The sequence below is a fragment of the Streptomyces sp. NBC_01260 genome (assembly GCF_036226405.1).
GTDB classification, from domain to species: Bacteria; Actinomycetota; Actinomycetes; order Streptomycetales; family Streptomycetaceae; genus Streptomyces; species Streptomyces laculatispora.
The window spans coordinates 4495218-4516949 of record NZ_CP108464.1 but is presented as its reverse complement, the minus strand read 5'-3'; the positions used below and the strand labels follow the sequence as shown (position 1 = coordinate 4516949).

The window sequence follows — 21732 nt, the reverse complement described above, 5'->3', positions numbered from 1 at the left end:
GCCAGGGGACGGATCGCCAGCCGCGATGGCATTCAATCACTTACCAGCTGTCATGCACGACGCCTTGGGACCATTGTCCGCCTCGCCAGTGACACACTCGGTCCCGATGGCCAAGAATCACCGCCCCAGTCGACCGCCCGAGAGCGGGGGCTCCCGCCCCTCTCCGGACATGGTCCTCGACCGGCTCGCCGCAGGGGCGAACCGGTCCGCGCGCATCACTCATACGGAGCACTTGCCCCCGCGTACGGGAACCCATGCCATCTGGCCCGATCGCATCCGTCCAGAAGTGATCGCCGCCATCCAGAAAACCGGAATCGATCATCCCTGGGCCCATCAGGCGGCTGCGGCGGAGCACGCTCTGGACGGCGAGTCGGTCGTCATCGCGACCGGCACCGCCTCCGGCAAGTCGCTGGCCTACCTCGCCCCGGTCCTCAGCGCCCTCCTGGACGGCTCCGAGGCTCCCAACGGCCGTGGCGCGACCGCCCTCTACCTCGCCCCCACCAAGGCCCTGGCCGCCGACCAGAGGCGCTCGGTGAAGGAGCTCGCGGCCCCGCTGGGCAACGGGATCCGTCCCGCCGTCTACGACGGCGACACCCCCGTCGAGGAACGCGAATGGGTACGTCAGTACGCCAACTACGTCCTCACCAACCCCGACATGCTGCACCGCGGGATCCTCCCGTCCCACCCCCGCTGGTCCTCCTTCCTGCGCGCCCTGCGCTATGTCGTCATCGACGAGTGCCACACCTACCGGGGTGTCTTCGGCTCCCACGTCGCCCAGGTGGTGCGCCGGCTCCGCCGCCTGTGCGCCCGCTACGGCGCCGATCCCGTCTTCCTCCTGGCCTCCGCCACCGCGGCGGAGCCCTCGGCCGCGGCGGGCCGCCTCACCGGCCTCCCGGTCGTCGAGGTCGCCGACGACGCCTCCCCGCGCGGCGAACTGGTCTTCGCCCTGTGGGAGCCGCCCCTGACGGAGCTGCACGGCGAGAAGGGCGCCCCCGTGCGCCGCACCGCCACGGCGGAGACCGCCGACCTGCTCACCGATCTGACCGTGCAGGGCGTGCGCTCAGTCGCTTTCGTACGCTCCCGGCGGGGCGCGGAGCTCATCTCGGTCATCGCCAAGGAACGCCTCGCGGAGATCGACCGCTCCTTGCCGGCCCGCGTCGCCGCCTATCGCGGGGGATATCTGCCCGAGGAACGCCGCGCCCTGGAACGCGCCCTGCACTCCGGTCAGCTTCTCGGCCTGTCCGCCACGACCGCCCTCGAACTCGGCATCGACGTCTCCGGCCTGGACGCCGTCGTCATCGCGGGCTACCCCGGTACGAGGGCTTCGCTGTGGCAACAGGCCGGCCGTGCGGGACGAGCGGGCCAGGGCGCCCTCGCCATCCTGGTGGCCCGTGACGACCCGCTGGACACCTTCCTCGTCCACCACCCCGAGGCGCTGTTCCAGCAGCCGGTGGAGTCGACCGTCCTCGATCCGGACAACCCGTACGTCCTGGCCCCCCACCTGTGTGCCGCCGCGGCGGAACTGCCGCTCACCGAACCCGACCTGGAACTCTTCGGGCCCGCCGCGGCCGAACTGCTGCCACAGCTGGAAGCCGCGAAGCTGCTCCGCAGACGGCCCTCGGGGTGGCACTGGACCCGGCGTGAACGGGCGGCCGACCTCACTGACATCCGGGGCGAGGGCGGCCGCCCCGTCCAGATCGTCGAGGAGGGCACCGGACGGCTGCTGGGCACCGTCGACGAGTCCGCCGCCCACACCGCCGTCCACGAGGGCGCCGTCCACCTCCACCAGGGCCGCACCTACCTGGTCCGGAAGCTGGACCTCGAGGATTCGGCGGCACTGGTCGAGGAGGCGAATCCGCCGTACTCGACGACCGCACGCGACACCACCGCCATCGCCGTACTGGAGACCGACACCGAGATCCCGTGGGGCGACGGACGCCTGTGCTACGGCTCCGTGGAGGTCACCAACCAGGTCGTCTCTTTCCTCCGTCGCAAACTGATCAGCGGCGAGGTACTCGGCGAGACCAAACTGGACCTCCCGCCCCGCACCCTGCGCACCCGCGCCGTGTGGTGGACGGTCACCCAGGACCAGCTCGACACCGCGCGGATCAACCCGGAGATCCTGGGCGGCGCGCTGCACGCCGCCGAGCACGCGTCGATCGGGATGCTGCCACTCTTCGCCACCTGTGATCGCTGGGACATCGGCGGCGTGTCCGTCCCACTGCATCCGGACACCTTGTTGCCGACGGTCTTCGTGTATGACGGCCACCCCGGAGGTGCGGGGTTCGCCGAACGCGCCTTCCACACCGCGCGCGGCTGGCTGACCGCCACGCGTCAGGCCATCGCTTCCTGCGAGTGCGATGCAGGCTGCCCGTCCTGCATCCAGTCCCCGAAGTGCGGCAACGGCAACGAACCGCTCCACAAACGCGGCGCCGTGCGCCTGCTTACCGAACTCCTGCGATCCGCACCTCCCGACCGGGCCGAGCCGGCGACAACGAGCCCCCCGAATCCCCCGGCGGCACCGGACCCATCAGCGGAACCGAGCCCTCCCGAACCTGACGCCCCTCCCGCGCCGCCGGGCTCTCCGGGCTCTCCGGGCTCTCCGGGCTCTCCGGGCTCTCCGGGCTCTCCGGGCTCTCCGACGGCCCTGTAGCCACAGGAGCCGTCGTCGCCGGCCCTGCCCGGGACCTGACCTCCGGTGAGTACGGCCCGAGGCGCACCCGGGCCGCCACATCGGCGACCTCCCCCCGCACGGCGCACCGCACCACTTCCGCCCCCTGCGCCGTGGCGACCTGCTGGGCGGCCCGGCAGGCTGCGACCGGCCCTTCCAAGGCCCGGTCCGCCGCTGCCAGGGCCGCCAGGTCGGCCGCGCCTCCGGCCCGGTGCCGAGCCACCACCACCTGCCCGAGCGCCAGCACCACCGCAAACACCGTGCACAGCGTCACGGTGGCCACCGCAGCCCACACGGTGGCCATCCCCCGGTCCCGCCGCTCGCAGCGCCCACAGATCCCCTGTAGCCATTCGCACAGCGCTCGCCGCCCCGACCGCATCATGGCGTCGCCCCCACCATGTCCTCGGCCGACGCCACAGCCTCCGCTCTCAGCGTGACGGCCAGTGGCCCCGGGCCCGGGGTCGGTGCGGTCACCCTGACCCGCCACAGCGCCCCGGTCCGTTGCACCTCGACCCCAGCCCGGCCCGGCGCCGCCGAAAGGGCGGCCTCCCGCACCTGTGCCTCCGGTTCCGAGCGGGCCGCCGCCCGTGCTCCGGCCCGTGCCGCGTCCACACACCGAATCTGGGCCGATGCGGCCATCAGGGCCCACAAAAGGGCGAGGGTGAACACCACCAGCACCGGAATCGCCATGGCAGCCTCCGCCGTCACCGCGCCCCGGTCACTCCGCCACCGCACCGGCCCGGATCGCTCACCGGCCCCCTCCCCAGGACCCGGCACCAGCGCTGCGCCGGTCTCAGAACTTCGCATCGAGGGCGTCCTTCAGCAGTGATTGCAACTGCGCCATGACCGGTGCACTGGTGACCACCTTGTAGAGCACCGCAGCGAACGCACAGGCGGCGATCGTCCCCACCGCGTATTCGGACGTCGTCATGCCCCTGTCCGACCGAGCCCCGCGTACCAGACTCCGCACCCAATTCATTACTTTCCGCATGATTTCAAACCCCCGCGAGATAGATTTCTACCCGAATTGGCCTATTGACCGCATGAACCGTTATTGACCGCATGAACCGTTGTTGGTGCGTCAGGGATTCAGCAATCCCGTCGCCAGACCGATCACCACGGGCGCCACTCCCACCACGAGAAAGGCGGGAAGGAAGCAGAGCCCGACAGGCGCGGTGATCAGTACGCCGGCCCTCTGCGCACGCGCCACCGCCGCGCTCGACCGCTCGGCCCGCATCGCTTCGGCCAGCCTGGAGACCGGCTCCGCCGCCGGAGCGCCGGTCGCAGCGGCCCGGTCCAGACAGCGGGCCAGAGCGGCAGCTCCAGGTATCTCCCCGAACCTCCCCCAGGCGACGGCGGGGTCCCCACCGAGCCGGATCTCCGCCGCCGTCCGGGCCAGCTGTTCACCGACCGGCCCACCCAGCGACTCCCCCACCGCCTCTGCCGCCTCTCGCGGACCCGCCCCGACGGAGATGCAGGCCGCCAGCAGGTCGGCAGCCAGCGGAAGCTGACGTACTGCCTCCGCGGCCTTCGCCGTCTCCTCGGCCGCGACATGCGGCGCCTTCCCCAGCCGAGCCCGCTGCCACCGCCAGGCGCCGTAGCCCGCCACCAGGCCAACCGCCCACCCCAGCAGACCGCCTACCAGAATCCAGCTCGCCGGCACGACACCCAGCGCCGCCGCCCACTGCCTGGCCGGAGCACCGGCCACCAGTGGGCCGAGCCGACGCCGAACCCGGCCGACTGTGCCGACACGGCCGCCAGAACGCACCGAACCCAGCTCGTCCACCGCCAGAATCGCCGCTCCCCTGCGACGCACCCGCCGCCCGGTCCGCCGACCGGCCAGGGCAAGCGCCAACTGGGTGCACACACCCGCCGCCGCCCCAATGGCCCCCAGCCTGTGGACAACTTCACCGAATCCGGCGCTCATACCGCTTCTCCCGCCCGGACGATGCGGCCGGCCCAGGCCAGACCGGCCGCCTCCAGCAAGCCGCCCGCCACCAGGCAGACCAGGCCGGCCGGACTGTGCAGCAGCACCCTCAACGGATCCGCCCCGAGCGCGGCACCAAGCCCCATGCCCAGCACGGGTAACAAGGCCAGCACCGCAACCGTCGACCACGCACCGGCCAGTTGCGCCCGCAGCTCCTCCCGCCGACGCCGCTCGGCCCGCAACGAGCCCTCCAGCCGGTCCAGACCGGCCGCGAGTCCGGCCCCGCCGTCCACCGCCACCCGCCAGCAGGCGGCTACTCCGGCGAGCCCGTCCAGGCCCGGTTCGCAGGCCGCCTGTCCCAGTGCTCCCGGGACATCGCCCCCGAACCGCGCCGCAGCCGACACCCCCGCCTCCGCCACGCCCAACGCCCCTGTTCCGCGGACCGCGACGAGCAGCGCCTGCCCCGGTTCGCGGCCGGCCCTCAGCTCACCCACCACCGCACCGCACAGGTCCACCACTCCGTCGGCCCGGTGCTCCCGGTCCTCGCGCAACTTCCTTCTCCGCAGCCATCGCCGCACCAGCGGCACCGCGACCGCCCCAGCGGCCATCGGCAGCACGGACTCGCCAAGGACCCCCAGAACCAGAGCCACCGGCAGGCAGAGCCACTCCCACCGCCCCCTCAGCCGCACCTGGAGCCGCCTCCGACCGCTCTCCCACCGCTCCCCCGGGGGCGACTCCGCAGCCCCTCCGGCGAACAACTCCGCCGCTCTTCGGCGCCCTTGGCCCCGCCCGGCCACCACCAGCCAGGCAGCCGCTCCCGCGCACAGCGCCGCCGCATGCACCGCCTCCGGCATCGCCACCTCCGCACCGGTCACAGCTCACCCCCGATCAGCGACCGCAACGCCTCCAGCCCCGCTCGCGCTCGAATCCGGCCGCGCCCCACCGCAGTGCCGGTACGGTCACCACCAGCCCCGCCGCATCCCGCTCCAGAACCTGGACCTCGGCAATCCGCCGCCGCCCGGCCCGGTCCCGTACGAGATGAACCACCACGGACAGCGCCGCCGCCAGCTGGCTGTGAAGTGCCGTACGGTCCAACCCCGCCGCCGTCCCCAGCGCCTCCAGCCGGGCCGGGACGTGCTCGGCCGCGTTTGCGTGGACCGTCCCCGAGCCGCCCTCATGGCCGGTATTCAGCGCAGCCAGCAGTTCGGTGACTTCCGCACCCCGTACTTCCCCGACCACCAGCCTGTCGGGCCGCATACGCAGGGCCTGTCGCACCAGGTCCCGGAGCGTCACCTGCCCGGCACCCTCCTGGTTGGCAGGACGCGATTCCAGCCGTACGACGTGCGGATGGTCCGGACGCAACTCGGCGGAGTCCTCGGCGAGCACGATCCGCTCCTGCTCCCCGACCGCACCCAACAGGCTGGCGAGGAGCGTTGTCTTTCCGGCCCCCGTTCCTCCACTGATGAGGTAGGAGACCCGGGCCTCCACCAGCGCCCGCAGCACCCGGTCACCACCTGGGGGTACGGTCCCCGCCGCAACCAGCTCGCCCAGCGAGAAGGCCTTGGGACGGACCACCCGCAACGACAGGCAGGTCGATCCGACCGACACCGGTGGCAGCACGGCGTGCATCCGGGTCCCGTCCGGAAGCCGCGCGTCCACCCAGGGCCTGGCATCGTCCAGCCGCCGCCCCGCCACGGCGGCGAGCCGCTGCGCGAGCCTGCGCACCGCCGCCGCGTCGGCGAAGGTCACCCCGGTGAGTTCGAGTCCGCGGCCCCGGTCCACCCACACCCGGTCGGGCGCGGACACCAGGACATCGGTGACCGCCGGATCCGCGAGGAGCGGCTCCAGCACGCCGGTCCCGATCAGCTCGCCACGCAGCTCATCTGCGGCGCAGAGCACTTCGGCGTCCCCCAGGAGTCGCCCCTGCGCCCGCAGCGCGGCCGCGACCCCGGCCGGGGTCGGCGCCGCTCCGCTCCGCGCCAGCCGCTGCCGAACGGCGTCGAGCAGCGCCTCGGTCATGAGGCACCTCCGGCGGCCGGTCCTCCGACGGCCGGTCCACCGGCGCGCTCACCGGCGAGCGCCTGGTCCCAGAAGGCCGAGCAGAACCTGGCAAGCGGCCCGCGAACGCTGCCGCCGGGCGGCTCACCCATGTCCTGCTCAGCCAGCAGGCCTTGCTCCAAGGGAAGTTCGCCGGCCAGTGGAAGCCCCATGGCACGCGCCACCCATTGTTCGTCGAGGCCGGACGCGTACGGCCCGCGTGCCACCACCCGGAGGTCGTCGAGCACCATCCCCGCCATCGACGCCACCCGTTTCGCCGCGGCGACCGCCCTCAGTTCCCCGGGCACCACCACAAGCCCGAGGTCCAGTTGCGCAAGGGCCTCGGCCACCGCCTCATCGACACGGCGCGGCAGATCGACGACCACCACCCCGCCGAGCCTCCGCGCGGCGGCCAGGACTGCCTGCATGGCCTGTGGCGGGATGACCACCCAGTCGTCACGGCCCCAGCTGAGCACTCGCAGCCCGTGCAGCGCGGGCAGCGACTCCTCCAGGGCGCCGCCACCGACGCGCCCCTTGGAATGGGCGAAATCAGGCCACCTCATGCCCTCCGCCCGTTCGCCGCCGAGCAGCACATCGATGCCACCGCCCAGCGGGTCGCCGTCGATCAGCATGGTCCGCCGCCCGATCCTCGCCGCGGTCACCGCGAGTGCGCAGGCCAGCGTGGACGCACCGGCGCCACCCCGGCCGCCGATCACCCCGACGGTGAGCGCCGGCCTTCCGACGCCTTCCGTCGCGTTGGCGATCTGATCGACGAGCCAGTTCTCCGAATCGGGCAGCCGCAGCACATATTCGGCCCCGATCTCCACGGCCCGGCGCCAGACATCGGGCGCGTCCTGATCGCGCCCGACCAGCATCACGCCCCGCCTTCGAGCCGCCCCGCGGCACCGCGGTGCCGCGTCGTCCCCGACGAGGACCATGGGCGCCCGCTCCCAGCCCCCTCGCCGATCCGGCAGCGTGTGATGGACCTCGGGCTCCGCGCCGGCGGCCGCGCACAGCCTCAGCAGATCGTCGAGCAGATCCACATCCTCGGTGACGATCAACGGCCCGCCCCGCCGCAACCCGACGGCCTGCAAACGATCCCGTGCACTGGATTCAGCCACGATCTCAGCCCCCTTCTTCGCTCACCTTCACCGCGGTTTCGCGGCGGTCTCGGAGCGTTCCGAGAACGGTGATTCCGCAACCCGTGGACTTCACGGGTGGAATCACGGTGCAGCGCTTCAGGAAATCGTGTGGATCTTGCTCAAAAACTGTGGACAACTCCGCCGTTGTGAATATCCCCGTCACTCGAACCGGCGGCTTCCGGAGAGCAGCCCTTCCGTCACGCATCGTGACGAGGCATGCTGATGTGAGTTCAGCGCAGTTGCGGGTCGCCGCGGCCGAGAAGGAGGAGAAATGCTTGATTCCGAGCGACAGAAATGCGTCCGGACATGCGACGACCCCCGCCGGGGGGGAGAGCGGGGGTCGTCCCCACGGCCGACTCGGGGGGGGAGGAGCCGGACCGGGTTAGCACGGTCGCGAACGATCCGTGACTTCCATGGTGTACCCGAGCGCCTTCTCAGGCAAACCCACGCGCCGGAGTTTACGCCGAATGGTGGGCCTCTATGCTCTGCCTTGTGGAAAACTGCTTCTTGCCGCGCACAGCAGCCTTCTTTGACCTGGACAAGACGGTCATTGCGAAGTCTTCGACGCTGACCTTCAGCAAGTCCTTCTACCAAGGCGGGCTGATCAACCGCCGTGCCGTACTGCGCACTGCGTACGCACAGTTCGTGTTCCTTGCCGGGGGCGCAGATCACGACCAGATGGAGCGGATGCGCGAGTATCTCTCCGCGCTCTGCAAAGGCTGGAACGTCCAGCAGGTGAAGGAAATTGTCGCCGAGACTCTGCACGATCTGATCGACCCGATCATCTATGACGAAGCGGCAACGCTCATCGAGGAACATCACACCGCGGGACGCGATGTGGTCATCGTCTCGACCTCCGGCGCCGAGGTCGTCGAACCGATCGGTGAGCTGCTCGGTGCCGACCGCGTCGTCGCCACGCGCATGGTCGTCGGTGACGACGGCTGCTTCACCGGCGAGGTGGAGTACTACGCGTACGGGCCGACGAAGGCAGAGGCCATCAAGGCCCTCGCCGTTTCCGAGGGCTACGACCTCGCGCGCTGCTACGCCTACAGCGATTCCGCGACCGATGTGCCGATGCTGGAGTCCGTCGGCCATCCGCACGCGGTCAATCCGGACCGTGCCCTACGCCGCGAGGCGACTCTCCGGGAGTGGCCGATTCTCGTCTTCGACCGCCCGGTCCGGCTCAAGCAGCGATTGCCCGCCTTTTCGTTGCCGCCGCGCCCGGCACTCATGGCCGCGGCAGCAGTGGGCGCAGCCGCTCTCACCGCCGGACTCGTCTGGTACACCGCCCGCCGGCGCACCGCTGCGGCGTCCGCATGACGCAGCCCGCCCTCGGCCCCGTCGGCGGACACCCGGACGACGAACGCCCCTCCCCGCCCAACCGGGCCACCGACCACCTCGGATACCCCGGAAATCAAGCGCGGGCCGCCATTACTGCTCCCGAATTCCCTGCACACCCAATTGAACCGACTAGTCCGTAATTGAACCCAAAAGTAAAGAAGTGCCGCCAGCACTACCGCTCACCCGGCCCCAGGAGTACAAAGGACTCAACGGCCCGCGAGACCAAGGACATCCGTGAGGATGACCCGTAACGCAGAGAAGGCCCCACGGACCGCGCATGAAAGCCGGGCACCCACGCGACGTCGACCCGTCGATTACGGGCCAGCCGCACCAGGAACGGGCGAAGTACCCGACCTGATGGGCATATATAGAGGACGCTTGGTAACCGGGCGGACATGCCAGCGGCGGTACCGAGGTCGGTACCGCCGCACCCCTTTTCGCCAGGCACTCCCCGGCGTCCGAGCCGCCGAAAATCTCCGGCCGCCCGGTCGTTACGCGGCGCCGCGCTGGAGCGCCTCGCAGACCGCCGTCGATTCCCGGACGCCGAGTTCAGCCGCGCGCCCGCAGTGCGCGATCCAGGCCGCCATCCCCTCCGGCGTTCCCGACAGATAACCCTCGAAGGCTGCTACGTACGCCGCCCGCCCCTGCTCGGCATGGCCGACCTCCGCCGGACAGATCGACTTCGGGTCGAGCCCGCTGCCGATCAGCACGATCCGCTCGGCGGTCCGCGCGACCAGGCCGTTGTACGAACCGAAGGGACGCAGGGCCAGCAGTTCACCGTGCACGACCGCGGCCGTCACCAGAGCGGGCGCCTCACTCCCCGAAAGGATGAGCCCGCTGAGCCCTTCCAGCCGCCCCGCCACCTCATCGGCGTCGGGCAGCGGCGCTTCGATCAGCGGCTCATCCACCGGCTCACCCGCCAGGCGGGGCCGGCCGACGGCATCCTCGGGCGCCGCGCCACCGGCCGCCACCAGATGCAGCCTCGCCAGCACACGCAACGGCGACTGCCGCCAGATGGAGAGCAGTTGGCCCGCCTCTGCGGTCAACCGCAGAGCAGCCCCGACCACACGCGCTTCGCTGTCTCCGGTGAAGTCGGTACGCCGACGCACCTCTTCCAGGTTCCAGTCCGCACCGGAGAGCGCGGCCGACCCACGGGCGCCCCGCAGGGCCGCCTCCGAGGTGACTTCGTTACTGCGGCGCCGCATGACGCGGTGACCGTAGACGCGGTCGACAGCCTTGCGCACGGAGTCCACCGCGTCCGTCACGCCCGGCAGGGTGCCCAGCGTGGCGAGCGGGTCCGAGGGAGTCGTACTCATAAGTAGCGAGGCTACGCGCCCCTCGCGCGCCTGCTCCCCCGGAGTGGCCTTATTCACGAAGCTCGACGACGGATAGCGATCGTGCCACTACCCTAGGTGAACATGAAGATCGCTTTCGTAGGGAAGGGCGGCAGCGGCAAGACCACGCTGTCCTCGCTCTTCATCCGCCACCTTGCCGCCAATGAGGCCCACGTCGTCGCGGTGGACGCCGACATCAACCAGCATCTCGGGGCCGCGCTCGGCCTCGACGAGGAGGAGGCCGCAGCACTGCCCGCCATGGGAGCGCAGCTGCCTCTGATCAAGGAGTATCTGCGCGGCAGCAATCCCCGCATCCCTTCGGTCGAGACGATGATCAAGACGACGCCGCCCGGCGAGGGCTCGCGACTGCTCCGTGTGCGCGAGGACAACCCGATCTACGACGCATGCGCGCGCACGGTCGGGCTCGACGACGGGGACATCCGGCTGATGGCCACCGGGCCGTTCACCGAGTCGGACCTGGGGGTGGCCTGCTATCACTCCAAGGTCGGCGCGGTCGAGCTCTGCCTCAACCATCTCGTCGACGGCCCCGAAGAGTACGTCGTGGTCGACATGACCGCCGGCTCGGACTCCTTCGCCTCGGGAATGTTCACCCGCTTCGACATGACGTTCCTGGTCGCGGAACCGACCCGCAAGGGAGTCTCGGTCTACCGTCAGTACAAGGAGTACGCACGTGACTTCGGAGTCGCACTGAAGGTCGTCGGCAACAAAGTGCAGGGGGAGGACGACCTGGAGTTCCTGCGCGCCGAGGTCGGCGACGACCTGCTGGTCACCGTCGGCCATTCCGACTGGGTGCGGGCCATGGAGAAGGGCCGCCCAGCCCGCTTCGAGCTGCTGGAGGCGGACAACCGGATGGCCCTGCAGGCTCTGCAGAACGCCGCGGAGGACTCGTACGGACAGCGCGACTGGGAGCGTTACACGCGACAGATGGTGCATTTCCATCTGAAGAACGCGGAGAGCTGGGGCAACGAGAAGACAGGGGTCGACCTGGCAGCCCAGGTGGACCCCGCCTTCGTGCTCGACGAGCACGGTGCCCAGACCGGGGCAGCCCAGCCGGCCTGATCGGACGGTGCCCCTGACCGAGTTCGGTACGGGGCACCCCCAACACGGCCGGCCGGTGCCGGGCCGGTTCCAAGCTGCCCGGCACCGGCCGGCCCCGTCCATCCGGGTGGTCGGGTTCGGTCACCGGCCCGTCGGGCGCCGGTCACCGGCTGGGGCCGCTCGGGCACACGGGACACGGCAGCCCCAGTCGGCCGCATCCTCACTTGCGGGCGTCCGGGTCGGCGGGCTTCCCGGCCGACCCGGCGGGCACCTTCGCGGCAGCCTTGTCCTGCTCCTTGCTCTTGCTCTTGCCCTTGCCGGGACTCGCGGCCCCGCCGAGGAAGGCCGTCCAGCTCTTCTTGGGTGCCTCACCGACCTTCAGCGTGCCGAGCTTCGCGAGCGTCGCCGGATCCTGCGCGTCCAGCCAGTCCGCCAGCTGCTTGAAGGACACGCATCGCACACCCTGCTTGGTGCAGACGGTCTCGATCGTCTCCTCGATGGCGCGCATGTACGTGCCGCCGTTCCAGGACTCGAAGTGGTTGCCGATGATCAGCGGTGCGCGGTTTCCGTCGTACGAGCGGTCGAAGGCCTGGAGCAGGCCGTCCCGCATCTGGTTGCCCCAGTACTCGTGCTGGTCCGGGTCACCCTGCGTCGTACCGGACTGGTTGAACATGAAGTTGTAGTCCATCGACAGCGTCTCGAATCCGCGCCCCGGCACCGGGACGAGCTGCATCGAGAGGTCCCAGATACCACTCTTCTTCTTCGGCCAGACCTGGTCGTTGACGCCACTGGAGTCGTAGCGGAAGCCCATCGAGCGTGCGGCCGCCACCATGTTCTTCTGCCCCTCCAGGCAAGGGGTGCGGCCGCCGATGAGCTCCTTGTCGTAGTCGAAGGGCAGCGGCTTCATGCCCTTGAGCTCGGGATCGTTCGACTTCCAGCCCTTCACGAAGGACTTCGCCTGGTTGATCTCGCTCTTCCACTCGGCAACGGACCAGGTGCCGACTCCACCGTCCTTGCCGCAGAAGTGGCCGTTGAAGTGGGTGCCGATCTCGTTGCCGTCCAGCCAGGCACCGCGGACCTGAGTGAGGGTGTCCCGGATCCCCTTGGTGTCGTTGAAGCCGATGTCGGAACTGCCGGCGTTGTGCTTGGGCGGGTCGTAGAGCTTCCGCTTCGCTTCCGGCAGCAGGTACACGCCGCTGAGGAAGTACGACATGTTCGCGTCGTACTTCTTGCCCACCTCGCGGAAGTGCGAGAAGAGCTGCTGACTGTCCTCCCCTGCGCCGTCCCACGAGAACACCACGAACTGCGGGGGCTTTTGACCGGGGCCCAGCCGCTGCACCGCGGGCTGCTTCGGCTGAGCGCCGGTGAAGGCCGTGGAGCCGTCACCGATGAGCCGGAACGCGCTCTTGGGAGCCTCGCCGACGACCTTCTTCTTCGCCCCGGCCGCTCCGTTCACGACACCGGACCCGGATTCGCCCGACCCGGAGCAGCCGGCCACTCCCGCGACCAGCGCAACGGCCATGACGCCCAAGGCGATCCTCTTTGCGGCGGTCATCATCCGCCCACCCTCTTCCTTGCAGGTTTGGTTGCGCTGAAGTGCCGGCGTGGCGCGGTCAAAGTCGCACGCACTGCACACAAATCCGTGCGACAGGCCGAATGAAAAGCTGCCTATTCACTGGAATGGGTGGTTAGATGGACCATTTGCCCTCAATCGTGGACACAGATCTTTACTCTCCATTACGATCTATTTACCGAGAGTTGAGATATCCCGCCGCTGCACGCCGTGACCCACGGCCGCGTCCCACGTTCCGCGACCGCGCTGCCCCGGAGGAGACGGGAAACATGCCTGCCTGCGTCCCCACTCGCCATGACCACTCATCCCGCAGTTCGCGCCCTCCCCGGTCATCCGGGGTCAAGCGACCTCACAGCCCGCCGCCGCGTCGCGGCGGACGATTCCGCATCGCGGGCGCCGACCTGTCCGCATCGATCACCGTCTTCCTGCTCGCCATCCCCATGTCGCTCGGCCTGGCCGTCGCCATGGATGCTCCGCTGGAAGCCGGTCTCATCTCCGCCGCGGTCGGCGGCATCGTCGCCGGTCTGCTCGGCGGTACCCCGCTCCAGGTCTCCGGGCCGTCCGCCGGGCTGACCGTGGTGACCGCCGAGCTGATCCAGATCTACGGCTGGCGCACCACCTGCGCGATCACCATCGGCGCGGGTCTGCTGCAGATCCTCCTGGGTTCACTGCGGGCCGCTCGCAGCGCGCTCGCCGTCAGCCCCGCCATCGTGCACGGCACGCTCGCCGGCATCGGCGTGGCCATCGCGCTCGCTCAGCTGCACATCGTGCTGGGCGGCTCACCGGAGAGCTCAGCCGTCTCCAATGCCCTCACCCTGCCTGGCCGGTTGGAGCAGGTGGGCCCCGCCGCACCGCTCATCGGCGGTCTGACCATCGCGATTCTGGTGCTGTGGCCCCGGATTCCGGGGCGGCCCGGCCGCGTCATGCGGCGGATTCCGGCGGCCCTGGTCTCCGTGGCCGTCGCCACCGCCGTGGCGGCCTTCGCGGCACCGTCGATCGCACGGGTCGATCTGCCGTCCTGGCGCTCGCACGCCCTGCCCGAAATGCCGCAGGGACCCGTACTCGGCCTGGCCACGGCCGTGTTCACCATGATGCTGGTGGCGAGCCTGGAATCCATGCTCGCCGCCGTCGCTGTGGACAAACTGGCCGCCGACCGGAGCAGCGAGCGGTCTGCCGACCCGGCTGTCGAACGGGACGACGATCAGCCGGTCGAGCGCCCGCCCGAGAAGCCGTCCGAGCACACGGCCGAGCGCCCCCCCGAGCACATGGCCGACCTCCCCGAGCCCGGCTCAGGCCCGGCCTCGCCCCCCGTCAAGCGCTCGGACCTCGACCGGGAACTACGCGCACAAGGCATCGCCAATGCGGTGTCGGGCCTGCTGGGCGGGCTGGCGGTCTCCGGTGGCGCGGTGCGCAGTTCGGCGAATGTACGGGCCGGGGCGACCAGCCGCGCTTCCACCGTGCTGCATGGCGTCTGGGTGCTGCTCGCCACCGGTCTGCTGGTCACCGCGCTGGAGTGGATCCCGCTGGCCGCCCTCGGCGCGCTCGTGATGGTGGTCGGCATCCAGATGGTGAACTTCGCCCACATCCGCAATGTCCACAGGCACCGGGAATTCCTGGTGTACGGGGCGACGATCTCCGGAGTACTGCTCTTCGGTGTCCTCAAGGGCGTGGCGATCGGGATCGCGGTGGCAGTGGCCGTCGCCCTGCACCGACTGGCGCGGACCAGGATCACCGTGACCGAACAGAGCGGCCAGCATCTGGTCGTCGTACGGGGCCAGTTGACGTTTCTGGCTGTGCCACGGCTCAACCGGACGCTGGGCCAGCTGCCCCAGAACGCGGACGTGGTCGTCGAGCTGGACGGCTTCTTCATGGATCACGCGGCGTTCGAGATGTTCCAGGACTGGAGCAATGCCCACACCGCCCACGGCGGCCGGGCCGTCTTCGCCGGCAGGTCCGGTGGCCGGATCGCCGAGCCCGCCTCGGCAGCGCACTCCTGCTGCCGCCCCTGGACACCATGGCGCAACCATCACTGTCACGACCGGCCCGAGCAGGTACCCCTCACAGGCTTCAGGCGCGACCGCCGCATCCCAGGCACCACCGCCGAGGTCACCACATCCGCTGAGCCTGCCAAGGCCACCGAGTCCGCCGCGACCCCCGCCGGCACCACCACCCAACTTGCCCCGGACATGAAGGACAGCCCCAGCCACGTCCTCGTATCCGCCGCCCTGCACCCCGCACCCACTCCCGCCTCACCCCCGGCGGGCGTCACCGACACCACCGGCGCCACGCCCGATGGGCTCACCCCCACAGCCGCCGAGCAGCCCCCCGGCCGTTCAACCGACTACGTACCCGACCACACAGCTGCCCCACCGCGCCGGGCCGGCGGGCAGCGACTGGTCAGCGGCCTCAGCTCGTTCCAGCGCAATACGGCGCCCCTGGTGCGTGAGGAGCTGGCACGGCTGGCCAGGGAGGGGCAGCGCCCCTCGCAGCTGTTCATCACCTGTGCGGATTCCCGCCTGGTGACGAGCATGATCACGGCAAGCGGTCCGGGCGACCTGTTCACCGTACGGAACATCGGAAATCTGGTGCCGCCGCCCCATTCCGCGAGAGGTGACGACTCGGTGGGTGCGGCGATCGAGTACGCGGTGGATGTGCTGGGGGTGGAGTCCATCACCATCTGCGGGCACTCCGGCTGCGGCGCGATGAACGCGCTGCTCGGCGCCGGACCCGAAACCCCGGACACGCCTCTGTGGCGCTGGCTGCGGCACGGTGTGCCCAGCCTGAAGCGAATGGCTTCCAAGCGCCACGCCTGGGCCCGGATCTCCGGCCGGCTGCCCGCCGATGAGGTGGAACAGCTCTGTCTCACCAATGTGGTCCAGCAACTGGAGCATCTGCGGACCCATGGATCGGTGGCACGACGCCTCGCGGAAGGCACGCTCCAACTGCACGGCATGTACTTCCACGTGGCTGAGGCCCAGTCGTATCTGCTGACCGAAGGCATCGGCGCGGGCCAGGGGCTCGACGAGGTCTTCGAACGGGTCAGCCCCTCCGCCCCGTACGATCCCTATGAACCGGCCGAGTTGGCGCGTACCGGCGCCTGAACCGGGTACACCTCGGGTCCGTGAGACCGTGTGGGTCCCGCCTCCGCATCGCCGTGCACCGTGCACCACCGCACGGCACCTCGGCACTCTGCTCCACCCCGCCGCGGGGGCGGGATCGTGCCTCCATACACGAAACACAGGTCTAAACCAATTCCCGGCAGACACTTGTCACCCGGCCTTTGGCCTGATGAGCTGTGCCCCGGGACACAACGGACACCCTGGGAATGGGAGATGTCGTGAGCAACGAAAGCCTGGCCAACCTGCTCAAAGAGGAGCGGCGGTTCGCACCGCCTGCCGATCTGGCCGCGAACGCCAACGTCACAGCCGAGGCGTACGAACAGGCCGATGCGGACCGGCTGGGCTTCTGGGCCGAGCAGGCCCGCCGCCTGACTTGGGCCACGGAGCCGACCGAGACGCTCGACTGGAGCAATCCGCCCTTCGCGAAGTGGTTCGCGGACGGCAAGCTCAACGTCGCGTACAACTGCGTGGACCGCCACGTCGAGGCGGGGAACGGCGACCGGGTCGCCATCCACTTCGAGGGAGAGCCCGGCGACAGCCGTGCCATCACCTACGCGGAGCTGAAGGACGAGGTCTCCCGCGCCGCCAACGCCCTCACCGAGCTCGGTGTCGGCAAGGGCGACCGGGTCGCCGTCTATCTGCCGATGATCCCCGAGGCCGCCGTCGCGATGCTGGCCTGTGCCCGGATCGGTGCGGCGCACTCGGTGGTCTTCGGCGGCTTCTCCGCCGATGCCATCGCCACCCGCATCCAGGACGCGGACGCGAAGGTCGTCATCACCGCCGACGGCGGATACCGCCGCGGCAAGCCCTCCGCGCTCAAGCCCGCGGTCGACGACGCCGTCTCCCGTATCGAGAGCGTCGAGCACGTCCTCGTCGTCCGGCGTACCGGACAGGACACCGCGTGGACCGAGGGGCGCGACGTCTGGTGGCACGAGATCACCGGCCGTCAGTCCACCGAGCACACCCCTGAGGCGTTCGAGGCAGAGCAGCCGCTCTTCATCCTCTACACCTCGGGCACAACGGGGAAGCCGAAGGGCATCCTGCACACCTCCGGCGGCTACCTCACGCAGGCGGCGTACACGCACCACGCGGTCTTCGACCTCAAGCCGGAGACCGATGTCTACTGGTGCACCGCCGACATCGGCTGGGTGACCGGACACTCGTACATCGTCTACGGCCCGCTGGCCAACGGCGCGACGCAGGTCATGTACGAGGGCACACCCGACACCCCGCACCAGGGGCGCTTCTGGGAGATCGTCCAGAAGTACGGCGTCACGATCCTCTACACCGCGCCGACCGCGATCCGTACGTTCATGAAGTGGGGAGACGACATCCCCGCCAAGTTCGACCTGTCGTCGCTGCGCGTACTCGGGTCGGTCGGTGAGCCGATCAACCCCGAGGCCTGGATGTGGTACCGCAAGCACATCGGCGCCGACACCTGCCCGATCGTGGACACCTGGTGGCAGACCGAGACCGGCGCGATGATGATCTCGCCGCTTCCCGGTGTCACGGCGACCAAGCCGGGCAGCGCCCAGCGCGCACTGCCGGGCATCTCCGCCACGGTCGTCGACGACGAGGCCCGCGAGGTCCCGGACGGCGGGGGCGGCTACCTCGTCCTCACCGAGCCGTGGCCGTCGATGCTCCGCACCATCTGGGGCGACGACCAGCGGTTCCTCGACACCTACTGGTCGCGCTTCGAGGGCAAGTACTTCGCGGGCGACGGTGCCAAGAAGGACGAGGACGGCGACATCTGGCTGCTCGGCCGGGTCGACGACGTGATGCTGGTGTCCGGGCACAACATCTCGACCACCGAGGTCGAATCGGCACTCGTGTCGCACCCGTCGGTCGCCGAGGCCGCCGTGGTCGGCGCGGCCGACGAGACGACCGGCCAGGCCATCGTCGCGTTCGTGATCCTTCGCGGTACGGCGACCGCCTCCGATGAGCTGGTGGCGGAGCTGCGCAACCACGTCGGCACCACGCTCGGCCCCATCGCCAAGCCGAAGCGGGTCCTGCCGGTGGCCGAGCTGCCGAAGACCCGCTCCGGCAAGATCATGCGGCGTCTGCTGCGTGACGTCGCGGAGAACAGGGAGCTGGGGGACGTCACGACGCTGACGGACTCCTCGGTCATGGATCTCATCCAGACCCAGCTTCCGTCGTCCTCCTCCGAGGACTGAGCGTTCCTCCCGAGAGCTGAGCGCTCCTCCCGAGGACTGAGCTCCCCGAAGGGCATCCGGCAGCGCGCCGGATGCCCTTCGGGCATTTAGGGTGAAGATCACCGCTCACGGCCCCGCGCACCCCGGGTAGAGTGGCAGCTGGTCAATAAAACGACAAGAAATCTCCAAAGGGTGTGCCGGGAAGTCTGGTCGGCAAGTGCATCAGCCATGCCGTCGCTGCCGTACCCACCCGGAGGTCCTCTCTCGTGGCCGCGCCCACCCCCGCACCCCCCTCCCCCCGCCGCACCTTCCTGGGACGCCAATCGCTCCCGGAGCGGAAATACCTCACCGACGCACTGCGTACCGAAACCGTCGGCGGAGTCATCCTGCTGGTCGCCGCGGTGGCCGCGCTGATCTGGGCGAACACCTACGGATCGAGCTACACGAGCGTCAGCCACCTCCACTTCGGGCCCGAGGCGCTCGGTCTGCATCTCTCCGTGGCGCACTGGGCGGCCGACGGACTGCTCGCGATCTTCTTCTTCGTCGCCGGGGTCGAGCTCAAGCGCGAACTCGTCGCAGGTGAACTGCGCGATCCGAAGGCCGCCGCCCTGCCGGTCGTCGCCGCACTCTGCGGCATGGCCGTGCCCGCGGTCGTCTACACGCTGGTAACGGTGCTCGGCAATGGGTCCACCAGCGGCTGGGCCGTCCCCACGGCCACCGACATCGCCTTCGCGCTGGCCGTCCTCGCGGTCATCGGCACCTCGCTGCCGTCCGCGCTCCGTGCGTTCCTGCTGACCCTCGCCGTCGTCGACGACCTCTTCGCGATCCTGATCATCGCCGTCTTCTTCACCGACACCATCGACTTCGTCGCGCTCATCGGCGCCTTCGTCGGCCTGGCCGTCTTCTACCTGCTGCTGCGTCTCAACGTCCGCGGCTGGTACATCTACGTACCGCTCGCCCTGGTCATCTGGGGGCTGATGTACAACAGCGGCGTCCACGCCACCATCGCCGGCGTCGCGATGGGCCTGATGCTGCGCTGCACCAGGCGCGACGGCGAGGAACACTCCCCCGGGGAACGCATCGAACACCTGGTCCGCCCGCTGTCGGCCGGTTTCGCCGTACCGCTGTTCGCGCTCTTCTCGGCCGGGGTCTCACTCTCCGGCGGCGCACTGGCCGGCGTGTTCACCCGGCCCGAAACACTCGGTGTCGTGCTGGGACTCGTCCTCGGCAAGACGATAGGGATCTTCGGCGGCACGTGGCTGGCCACCCGGTTCACCAAGGCGGAGCTGAACAAGGAGCTGGCCTGGGCCGATGTCTTCGCGGTCGCCTCGCTCGCCGGGATCGGCTTCACCGTCTCGCTGCTGATCGGTGAGCTCGCCTTCACCGGCAACGACGACATGATCAACGAGGTCAAGGCGTCGGTTCTGCTCGGCTCCCTGATTGCCGCCGTACTCTCCGGTGTACTGCTCAAATTCCGGGTACGCAGATACCGGGCGCTCTCGGACGCGGAGGAGCTCGACGAGGACGAGTCGGGGATACCGGACGTCTATGAACAGGACGATCCGGAGTACCACCTGCGGATGGCCGCGATCCACGAGCGGAAGGCGGCCGAGCATCGCCGCCTTGCCCAACTGGCGGGGGCAGCGAGCAACAAGCCGGACAGTCCGGCATGATCTGACATCGGATGTGTTGAACAGGAGAGGGAGTCAGGCATGAGCGACCCCGGCAATTACGCGGGCAGCGCCGACCGCAGTCTCGGCCAGCTGGTCGCCTCGGCGACGGCCGAACTGTCGGCGCTGGTACACGACGAGATTGCCCTGGCCAAGGCCGAGGTGCGACAGGACGTCAAGCGCGGCGTCACCGGCGGCGTGGCGTTCATCGTCACGGGTGTGCTGATCCTGTTCGCGATCCCGGTGCTGAGCTTCGCGGCCGCGTACGGAATCCACAACCTGGGGCTGGGCCTCGCCTTGTCGTTCCTGATCGTGGGCGGCGCGTTCATCCTGCTGGGGATCCTGCTCGCACTCTTCGGCTACGCCAAGTTCAAGAAGGTCAAGCCGCCGGAGAAGTCCATCGCGTCGGCGAAGCAGACCGCCGCCGTCCTCCAGGGCGTCAAGCCGCACCCGCGTCCGGGCATCGCCGCGAACGCGATCCTTCCGGCGGGCGGCAGCACACTTGCGGACAAGGCCATCGAGAACCGTCCGGTCCAGGACAAGGCGTCAGCTGTGGCACGCTCATCGACATGACGGTCCCCGATTCCAGCGCATTCGGCCCAGTGGGCCCGGACGACCGGGCGGGCCACGAAGGGCCGGCCGGTCCCCCGGCAGACCCTTCCGCCACACCGCCGCCCTCGGCCTCAGCGTCTTTCACCGGCCCGCTGGGCCCCGCGGCCGGGTCCGGTGGCCCCGTCCGCCTGGACGGCCCCTGGACGCACCGCGACGTGGCGGCCAACGGCGCCCGCTTCCACATCGCCGAAATGGGTGAAGGGCCACTGGTCCTGCTCCTGCACGGCTTCCCGCAGTTCTGGTGGACCTGGCGCCACCAACTGCCCGCGCTCGCCGACGCGGGGTTCCGGGCGGTGGCGATGGACCTGCGCGGAGTGGGCGGCAGCGACCGTACGCCCCGGGGTTACGACCCGGCCAACCTGGCGCTGGACATCACCGGCGTGATCCGCTCGCTCGGCGAGCCCGATGCCGCCCTGGTCGGCCACGACATGGGCGGCTACCTCGCCTGGACGGCCGCGGTGATGCGCCCGAAGCTGGTGCGCCGGCTGGTGGTCTCCTCGATGCCGCATCCGCGGCGGTGGCGCTCCTCGATGCTCTCCGATTTCGCGCAGTCCCGCGCGGGCTCGTACATCTGGGGCTTCCAGCGGCCGTGGGTGCCGGAGCGTCAGCTCGTGGCGGACGACGCGGCGTTGGTGGGCCGGCTGATCCACGACTGGGCGGGGCCGCGGACCGCGGGCTTCCCCGCCGACGCGACCGTGGACGTCTACCGGCGCGCCATGTCCATTCCATCGACGGCGCACTGCGCGATCGAGCCGTACCGCTGGATGGTGCGCTCGCTGGCCCGCCCGGACGGCATCCAGTTCAACCGGCGCATGAAGCGGCCGGTGCGGGTGCCCACGCTGCATCTGCACGGTTCACTCGATCCGGCGGTACGCACCCGGAGTTCGGCGGGGTCCGGCGAGTACGTGGAGGCACCGTACCGTTGGCGACTTTTCGACGGTCTGGGGCACTTCCCCCACGAGGAGGACCCGGCCGGGTTCTCGGCCGAACTCATCAGCTGGCTCAAGGATTCCGAGCCCGACCGCTAGCCGACGGGCACACACGTCCTACGAACAGCCACTTGCCTGACGCATAGGCCAATTGGCTGACGGATG

At 70.0% G+C, this 21732-nt stretch carries 15 protein-coding genes and 2 pseudogenes; 8 read left to right on the top strand and 9 right to left on the bottom strand.

The features are described from left to right. Nucleotides 1-25 precede the first annotated feature (25 nt). Nucleotides 26-2653 (top strand): DEAD/DEAH box helicase, encoded by a 2628-nt coding sequence (locus OG322_RS20195; RefSeq protein WP_329306767.1) that lies wholly within the window; start codon nt 26-28, stop codon nt 2651-2653. A 79-nt stretch (nt 2654-2732) separates the two neighbouring features. On the opposite strand, the pseudogene OG322_RS20190 reads toward OG322_RS20195, so the two are convergent. The 7 genes and pseudogenes from OG322_RS20190 to ssd form a co-directional block, all read right to left on the bottom strand. After that, nucleotides 2733-2975 (bottom strand): annotated as a pseudogene (locus OG322_RS20190) (Rv3654c family TadE-like protein); the annotation flags it as partial. Nucleotides 2976-3049: 74 nt separating this feature from the next. Further along, nucleotides 3050-3478 (bottom strand): TadE family type IV pilus minor pilin, encoded by a 429-nt coding sequence (locus tag OG322_RS20185; RefSeq protein ID WP_185095315.1) that lies wholly within the window; start codon nt 3476-3478, stop codon nt 3050-3052. After that, nucleotides 3465-3662, bottom strand: coding sequence for a DUF4244 domain-containing protein (locus OG322_RS20180; protein ID WP_123460115.1), 198 nt, complete (start codon nt 3660-3662; stop codon nt 3465-3467). The genes OG322_RS20185 and OG322_RS20180 overlap by 14 nt, the downstream gene beginning before the upstream one ends. 90 nt (nt 3663-3752) lie before the next feature. Beyond that, nucleotides 3753-4598, bottom strand: a complete 846-nt coding sequence (locus OG322_RS20175) for a type II secretion system F family protein (RefSeq protein ID WP_164494354.1) — start codon at nt 4596-4598, stop codon at nt 3753-3755. Next, nucleotides 4595-5452: a type II secretion system F family protein gene (locus tag OG322_RS20170; protein ID WP_123462093.1), complete on the bottom strand. Its 858-nt coding sequence runs from the start codon at nt 5450-5452 to the stop codon at nt 4595-4597. Before OG322_RS20170 ends, OG322_RS20175 begins: the two co-directional genes overlap by 4 nt. A 17-nt stretch (nt 5453-5469) precedes the next feature. Beyond that, nucleotides 5470-6617, bottom strand: a pseudogene (locus OG322_RS20165) (TadA family conjugal transfer-associated ATPase). Continuing rightward, entirely contained in the window at nt 6614-7729 is a 1116-nt protein-coding gene (gene ssd, locus OG322_RS20160; RefSeq protein ID WP_124285213.1) for a septum site-determining protein Ssd, read from the bottom strand. Before ssd ends, OG322_RS20165 begins: the two are co-directional and overlap by 4 nt. A gap of 528 nt (nt 7730-8257) precedes the next feature. Between ssd and OG322_RS20155 the strand changes: the two genes are divergently transcribed. Then, a complete protein-coding gene (locus OG322_RS20155; protein ID WP_123460118.1) occupies nt 8258-9097 on the top strand; it encodes an HAD family hydrolase in 840 nt (279 codons plus the stop codon). A 512-nt stretch (nt 9098-9609) separates the two neighbouring features. Here OG322_RS20155 and OG322_RS20150 read toward each other — a convergent pair. Further along, nucleotides 9610-10434: an oxidoreductase gene (locus OG322_RS20150; RefSeq protein ID WP_123460119.1), complete on the bottom strand. Its 825-nt coding sequence runs from the start codon at nt 10432-10434 to the stop codon at nt 9610-9612. Nucleotides 10435-10536: 102 nt separating this feature from the next. On the opposite strand from OG322_RS20150, the gene OG322_RS20145 reads away from it, so the two are divergent. After that, on the top strand, nt 10537-11532 hold the full coding sequence (locus OG322_RS20145) for an ATP-binding protein (RefSeq protein WP_329306765.1): 996 nt from the start codon (nt 10537-10539) through the stop codon (nt 11530-11532). Between the two features lie 199 nt (nt 11533-11731). On the opposite strand, the gene OG322_RS20140 is transcribed toward OG322_RS20145, so the two are convergent. After that, complete coding sequence (locus tag OG322_RS20140) at nt 11732-13069, bottom strand: hypothetical protein (RefSeq protein WP_329306764.1); 1338 nt, start codon at nt 13067-13069, stop codon at nt 11732-11734. Between the two features lie 284 nt (nt 13070-13353). On the opposite strand from OG322_RS20140, the gene OG322_RS20135 reads away from it, so the two are divergent. The 5 genes from OG322_RS20135 to OG322_RS20115 all read left to right on the top strand — a co-directional run bounded on the left by OG322_RS20135 (nt 13354) and on the right by OG322_RS20115 (nt 21666). Continuing rightward, nucleotides 13354-16185, top strand: a complete 2832-nt coding sequence (locus OG322_RS20135; protein WP_329306763.1) for a bifunctional SulP family inorganic anion transporter/carbonic anhydrase — start codon at nt 13354-13356, stop codon at nt 16183-16185. A 194-nt stretch (nt 16186-16379) separates the two neighbouring features. Continuing rightward, nucleotides 16380-18377, top strand: coding sequence for an acetate--CoA ligase (acs, locus tag OG322_RS20130; RefSeq protein WP_185095316.1), 1998 nt, complete (start codon nt 16380-16382; stop codon nt 18375-18377). A gap of 245 nt (nt 18378-18622) precedes the next feature. Continuing rightward, complete coding sequence (gene nhaA / locus OG322_RS20125) at nt 18623-20029, top strand: Na+/H+ antiporter NhaA (RefSeq protein WP_123460124.1); 1407 nt, start codon at nt 18623-18625, stop codon at nt 20027-20029. A 39-nt stretch (nt 20030-20068) separates the two neighbouring features. Further along, nucleotides 20069-20599 (top strand): phage holin family protein, encoded by a 531-nt coding sequence (locus OG322_RS20120; RefSeq protein ID WP_329306762.1) that lies wholly within the window; start codon nt 20069-20071, stop codon nt 20597-20599. After that, the gene (locus OG322_RS20115; protein WP_123460126.1) at nt 20596-21666 is read left to right on the top strand and encodes an alpha/beta fold hydrolase; all 1071 of its coding nucleotides are present in this window, start codon (nt 20596-20598) and stop codon (nt 21664-21666) included. Before OG322_RS20120 ends, OG322_RS20115 begins: the two co-directional genes overlap by 4 nt. Nucleotides 21667-21732: the final 66 nt, after the last annotated feature.

Excerpts from the sequence above, each read along its gene's own strand:
- OG322_RS20195 (WP_329306767.1), top strand. The coding sequence starts at position 26 with ATGGCATTCAATCACTTACCAGCTGTCATGCACGACGCCTTGGGACCA.
- OG322_RS20185 (WP_185095315.1), bottom strand. The coding sequence starts at position 3,478 with ATGCGAAGTTCTGAGACCGGCGCAGCGCTGGTGCCGGGTCCTGGGGAG.
- OG322_RS20180 (WP_123460115.1), bottom strand. The coding sequence starts at position 3,662 with ATGCGGAAAGTAATGAATTGGGTGCGGAGTCTGGTACGCGGGGCTCGG.
- OG322_RS20175 (WP_164494354.1), bottom strand. The coding sequence starts at position 4,598 with ATGAGCGCCGGATTCGGTGAAGTTGTCCACAGGCTGGGGGCCATTGGG.
- OG322_RS20170 (WP_123462093.1), bottom strand. The coding sequence starts at position 5,452 with ATGCCGGAGGCGGTGCATGCGGCGGCGCTGTGCGCGGGAGCGGCTGCC.
- OG322_RS20155 (WP_123460118.1), top strand. The coding sequence starts at position 8,258 with ATGCTCTGCCTTGTGGAAAACTGCTTCTTGCCGCGCACAGCAGCCTTC.
- OG322_RS20150 (WP_123460119.1), bottom strand. The coding sequence starts at position 10,434 with ATGAGTACGACTCCCTCGGACCCGCTCGCCACGCTGGGCACCCTGCCG.
- OG322_RS20145 (WP_329306765.1), top strand. The coding sequence starts at position 10,537 with ATGAAGATCGCTTTCGTAGGGAAGGGCGGCAGCGGCAAGACCACGCTG.
- OG322_RS20140 (WP_329306764.1), bottom strand. The coding sequence starts at position 13,069 with ATGATGACCGCCGCAAAGAGGATCGCCTTGGGCGTCATGGCCGTTGCG.
- OG322_RS20135 (WP_329306763.1), top strand. The coding sequence starts at position 13,354 with ATGCCTGCCTGCGTCCCCACTCGCCATGACCACTCATCCCGCAGTTCG.
- OG322_RS20120 (WP_329306762.1), top strand. The coding sequence starts at position 20,069 with ATGAGCGACCCCGGCAATTACGCGGGCAGCGCCGACCGCAGTCTCGGC.
- OG322_RS20115 (WP_123460126.1), top strand. The coding sequence starts at position 20,596 with ATGACGGTCCCCGATTCCAGCGCATTCGGCCCAGTGGGCCCGGACGAC.